Source organism: Bradyrhizobium sp. AUGA SZCCT0182 (assembly GCF_018130185.1).
Taxonomy (GTDB): domain Bacteria; phylum Pseudomonadota; class Alphaproteobacteria; order Rhizobiales; family Xanthobacteraceae; genus Bradyrhizobium.
The window spans coordinates 1-5,414 of sequence record NZ_JAFCLY010000090.1; the positions used below are offsets into that span (position 1 = coordinate 1).

4 protein-coding genes and 1 tRNA gene are annotated in these 5,414 nt (G+C 61.0%); 4 read left to right on the forward strand and 1 reads right to left on the reverse strand.

The window, feature by feature from the left end:
- Positions 1-352: 352 nt before the first annotated feature.
- The 3 genes from JQ611_RS41165 (at position 353) to JQ611_RS41175 (ending at position 4,358) form a co-directional block, all read left to right on the forward strand.
- Complete coding sequence (locus JQ611_RS41165; RefSeq protein ID WP_212269002.1) at positions 353-1,846, forward strand: MFS transporter; 1,494 nt, start codon at positions 353-355, stop codon at positions 1,844-1,846.
- Positions 1,847-1,852: 6 nt separating this feature from the next.
- Positions 1,853-2,689, forward strand: coding sequence for a trehalose-phosphatase (gene otsB / locus JQ611_RS41170; RefSeq protein WP_212468823.1), 837 nt, complete (start codon positions 1,853-1,855; stop codon positions 2,687-2,689).
- A gap of 208 nt (positions 2,690-2,897) precedes the next feature.
- Positions 2,898-4,358 (forward strand): trehalose-6-phosphate synthase, encoded by a 1,461-nt coding sequence (locus JQ611_RS41175; protein WP_212468824.1) that lies wholly within the window; start codon positions 2,898-2,900, stop codon positions 4,356-4,358.
- A gap of 17 nt (positions 4,359-4,375) precedes the next feature.
- On the opposite strand, the gene JQ611_RS41180 is transcribed toward JQ611_RS41175, so the two are convergent.
- Positions 4,376-4,720: a hypothetical protein gene (locus JQ611_RS41180; protein WP_212468825.1), complete on the reverse strand. Its 345-nt coding sequence runs from the start codon at positions 4,718-4,720 to the stop codon at positions 4,376-4,378.
- A 195-nt stretch (positions 4,721-4,915) separates the two neighbouring features.
- Between JQ611_RS41180 and JQ611_RS41185 the strand changes: the two genes are divergently transcribed.
- Positions 4,916-5,005 (forward strand) — tRNA-Ser (locus tag JQ611_RS41185).
- Positions 5,006-5,414 lie beyond the last annotated feature (409 nt).

Sequence of the window (5,414 nt, forward strand, 5' to 3'; positions counted from 1 at the left end):
CGCCAATGCCGTAATCAGGTCCGGACAGCCTTGGAAAGGCGCTAACGCCTCTTGACAGCTAACACGGTAGATCCCGGCTCAAGGCCGGGACGACAAATGGTGGTGGCTGCCCGCGCATGACGACGACAGGATCGAGTGGAGTCGCACTATCCTCCGTCATTGCGACCCGTTGACTCGCAATGATGCGATGGAACCGCGGCGCTAAATCCGCACGGCTCCCCTGCCGCAATGCGGGAACCATGACACCACGCGGACGTTGTCTCCCCGTGGCGGGCATCACGTCTGCCTTAATTCGGGCCAAAGAACCTTGGGGCTGGGGCGTTCCGGGTGTTTTTTCATTGGTTCAATTCCCATGGGTGTGCAGCTGACAGGGAAACGTTCGGCAGCGAATGATCCCGCCGCCGCAGCCGTGCGGCAGGATAATGATCGCGTCATCGAAACTTCCATTCCGGCGCGGCTCGATGATTTGCGCTGGAGCGGATTTCATACCCGCGTCGTGCTGGCGCTCGGGATCACCTGGATTCTGGATGGGCTGGAAGTCACGCTGGCCGGCGCCTTGTCCGGTGCGTTGAAGGAAAGTCCGACGCTTCGGTTTTCGAATTTCGATGTCGGATTGGCCAATAGCGCCTATCTCGCCGGCGCCGTGCTCGGTGCGCTCGGCTTTGGCTGGCTGACCGACCGGATCGGCCGCAAGAAACTGTTCTTCATCACGCTCGCGGTCTATCTCACGGCGACCGCGGCAACCGCGTTTTCATGGAGCGTGGGAAGTTATGCGCTCTTTAGATTCCTGACCGGTGCCGGGATCGGCGGCGAATACACCGCGATCAATTCGACGATCCAGGAACTGGTGCCGGCGCGCTATCGCGGCTGGACCGATCTCGTCATCAACGGCAGCTTCTGGCTCGGAGCTGCGCTCGGCGCGGTCTGCGCGATCGTGCTGCTCGATCCGGCGTGGATCGGCCCCGATATGGGCTGGCGCCTCGCCTATATGACCGGCGCCGTCCTCGGCCTTGTCGTGTTCGTGATGCGGATGTGGATTCCGGAAAGCCCACGCTGGCTGATGATCCATGGCCGTCCCGATGAGGCGCACGCGATCGTGGATGCAATCGAGAAGTCGGCGGGGCAGGTACGGGATGAGACGAAGGATGTCTTGCCGAAGATCAGATTGCGTATGCGCAGCCATACGCCGCTGCGCGAAGTCGCGCACACCCTGTTGACGGTCTATCGCCAGCGTTCGATGGTTGGCCTCGTGCTGATGGTCGCGCAGGCGTTCTTCTACAACGCGATCTTCTTCACCTTCGCGCTGATCCTGACCGATTTCTTCGGCATTCCGGCCAATCATGTCGGCTGGTATATCCTCCCGTTCGCGGCGGGTAACTTTCTCGGTCCGCTGCTGCTGGGCCGGCTGTTCGACACGCTGGGCCGCCGCAAGATGATCACGCTGACCTATGGCGTGTCGGGTGTACTGCTGGCGCTGTCGGGCTATCTGTTCTCGATCGGGGCCCTGACCGCGCAGACCCAGACGATCGCCTGGATGGTGATCTTCTTCTTTGCCTCGCCCGCGGCGAGTGCGGCGTATCTCACCGTCAGCGAGACGTTCCCGCTGGAGGTGCGCGCACTGGCGATCGCGCTGTTTTATGCGATCGGCACCGGAATTGGCGGCGTAATTGGGCCTGCTTTGTTTGGTGCATTGATCGATACGGGATCGCGCACGAGTGTTTTCGCCGGCTACCTGTTGGGGTCGGCACTGATGGTCGTTGCGGCAGCCGTGGCATGGCGCTACGCCGTCGCCGCCGAGCGCAAGTCGCTCGAAACTGTCGCACGACCGCTAGCCTTTGTGGAGTAGGATAAGATGAACGAGGATCTGTTGGAAATGCCATTGGAAGATGAGATCGTTGGCGAGGAGGAAGGTGCGCCGGAAACCGTTCCGGTGCCGCGTTCGCTGGTGCCGCATTTGAGCGAAACCGCGATTCTGCTCGACATCGATGGCACGCTGCTCGAATTGATGCCGACGCCGCGCGAGGTCTGGGTGCCGCCGGGGCTGTCGAAGACGCTGAACCGGCTGTTGGCTCGCACCAACGGTGCGCTGGCGCTCGTCAGCGGCCGCTCGCTCAACGATATCGACCTGATCTTCGCGCCGGAGCAATTCCCGGCCGTCGGCGGCCATGGCGCGGAAATGCGCATCGATCCCGACAACGAATCGGTCGATTCCCATGCGCCGCCGATGGACAGGGAATTGAAGCGCCGCCTGGCGGCGATCGCCAAGCTCAGTCCGGGAATACTGCTGGAAGACAAGGGCTATTCACTGGCGCTGCATTATCGCCTGGCGCCGCATGCGGAGAAGGCGATCTATGCAGCGGTGTCGCTGATCCGCGCCGATTTGCCGAACGCGCCGATCGAGATACTGCCGGGCAAATGCGTCTGCGAGATCAAGCATTCCGGTTTCACCAAGGCGACCGGCGTGCGCGAGCTGATGACGCGCGAACCGTTCAAGGGCCGCCGTCCGCTCTTCATCGGCGACGACGTCACCGACGAAACGGTGTTCGGCATCATGCCTGATTACGATGGTCTCGCATTCTCTGTCGGTCGCCGCGCGCAAGGCGTGCAGGGACATTTCGATTCGCCGAGCGATGTTAGAGAGTTTCTAGCGCACCTGCTCGACGACGAAAGAGACGCGGCGTTGCCATGATCCGTGCACGATTTTGCAAATGGCGCCGGTTTTAGAACACAGTTCCCTGACGCATCACCATCATCTCGCGAAAAATTTTCTTTTTCGTGAGTTCAGGTGAGTTCCGTCCGCGCCAGCCCGAATTTGGTTTCAATTCGTTGAAAGGTTGGCCAGGAACCATATTGATGAATGGTTGTTAATTCGCGAGTGCAGCAACAGGAGGGGACCTGTGAACCTCGTCGTCGTCTCGAACCGCGTTGCGCGCGGAAAGCCCAATGAACCCATGACCGGTGGCCTCGCGGCGGCCTTATTGCCGGTTGTCGAGAAGTCCGGGGCGATTTGGGTCGGTTCCAGCGGTCGCGTCCGTGACGGGAACCTGAAGGAACCTTTCGCCGAAATTGAAGCATTGGGCGCGGGCGCGCTTGCCATGCTCGATCTGCCGGCGGCGCATTACGGCGGATATTACGAGGGCTTTGCGAATTCGGCGCTGTGGCCGGCGCTGCATTCCCGCGCCGATCTGATTCGCGCCTCCCAGGACGATTACGTCAGCTATCGCGAAGTGAACGCCTTCATGGCGCGCGCATTGCTGCGCTTCAAAAAGCCGGACTCCGCGTTCTGGGTTCAGGACTATCATTTCCTCGCGCTCGGCGCCGAGCTGCGTGATCTCGGCGTAACACAGCCGATCGGATTCTTCCTGCATACGCCGTGGCCGACGCGCTCGGTGATATCAGGCGTGCCGCACCATCGGGATCTGATCGAGGCGATGCTGGCCTATGATCTCATCGGTTTCCAGACAGAAGAGGATTGCGAGAATTTCCTGGCTTACGCGCAGTCAGATCTCGGGCTCGCCGTGCAGGACGGCGTCGTCGTCTCGCGCCATGGCCGGACGCGCGCCGCGGTATTTCCGATCGGCATCGATCCGCAGAAATTCGCCCAGCAGGCCGCCAAGGCCACGACCCATCCGGATGTGTCGCGGCTGCGGCGCAGCCTGAATGGCGAGAAGCTCGCGATTGGCGTCGACCGGCTGGATTATTCCAAGGGGCTGATCAACCGCATCAAGGCATTCGACCGGATGTGGGCGTTGCATCCGCAGCTGTTGCGCACCGTGTCGCTGCTGCAGATCGCGACCCCGTCGCGCGGCGCAATCGAAGCCTATGGCAATCTGCAGAGCGATGTCGCGAGACTCGTGAGCGACGTCAACGGCGTCCACGGCGAAGTCGACTGGACGCCAATCCGCTATCTCAACAAGGGCTTTGGCCAGGCTGTGCTCGCGGGGCTTTACCGCACCGCGCAGGTCGGCGTGGTGACGCCGCTGCAGGACGGCATGAATCTCGTCGCCAAGGAATATGTCGCCGCCCAAAATCCCGCCGACCCCGGCGTGCTGGTGCTGTCGAAATTCGCCGGCGCCGCCAACGAACTCGACACCGCATTGCTGGTGAACCCGCACGATATCGACGGCATGGCCCGCACCATCTCAACGGCGCTTTCGATGGCGCTGACCGAACGGCGGATGCGCTGGGAGGCGATGATGGAAAAGCTGCGCGGCGGCACGATCCAGCAATGGTTTGCCGATTTCATCGACGCGCTGCAGGAAAGCCAGCTCGATAGTGGCCCTTTGGAACCTGTCACGGCTGATACGCCGACCCGGTTGCCGCTACGCTCCGTCAATAACGGCGCGCGGTATCATTAGAGACTTCCACGAACAGCTCAGTAGCAATAGGAGACGCCATCCAGCACCGGACAGCGTGCCCGGCGCGGATCGCTCGGATTCTCCATCGGTACCACGCCGTTGCCCTTCCCGACGAATACGCCTTTTCCGACGATGACGGACGATTTGTTGCCGATGATGACGCTCGGATGCGGCGAGGCCAGGCTCGAGCGCGTGCCGTCGGCCCAGATGATCGCTTCCCCCGAAAGGATGCCGCGCCTTCCGTCGTCGCAACTCACATCGACGCCCTGGCGGGTGCAGAATTGCGCCATAGCGGGGACCGCGGCGCCTGCGACCAGCGCCGCTATCAGGGTGGCGAATGAAAGCGCTCGCGTGATCATCATGCCGTTCTCCGCCCATGGTTGCCCCCATGGTCGTCGGCCATAACCTGATTCCGGTTCAAGGCCCAGCGCGAAGCGGTTGCCCCAGCGGACATAAGTGACAAATTATCCAATAAATTCAAACAATTGGGGAAATTTCAGCGCGCGTGCCCGCGGTCCCTTGCAAAATGTGTCCTGCCCCTTCAAGAGAAGGCCTCCGGAGAGATGGCCGAGTGGCTTAAGGCGCACGCTTGGAAAGCGTGTGTGCGGGAAACCGTACCGTGGGTTCGAATCCCACTCTCTCCGCCAGAAGCACCTGAAAATGCTAAATTTTATGCGGAAAATGGAAACTAACCCCCGGATCGACCCCCGGATCAGTTTCGCACTTGCCGTCGCTAAAGCGGAAACCGCGGCGAGAGGGGAGCGCGGGTGTTTGCGCTTGGGCTAGACAGAAACTTCAGGATTTTGGGACCGACCCGGAGTTCAACCGCGAGACGAAAGAAACCCTAGAGTGTGGCGATGCACCTTGCACGCGTTTAGCGCTTCCGGTTCAATTGAGAAGAAGCTCGGTCGGGCCGTCAATCAATTTCTTCAAGGCAGCATATTCGATGGGCTGCCACTCTAGTCCGGTCGTGAATATCAAGGGGCCTACGTTGGCAACGCTAGACCGATGGCGATCATTTCTGATCACTCCGAAAGTTCTCACTTTCCCTAGGAT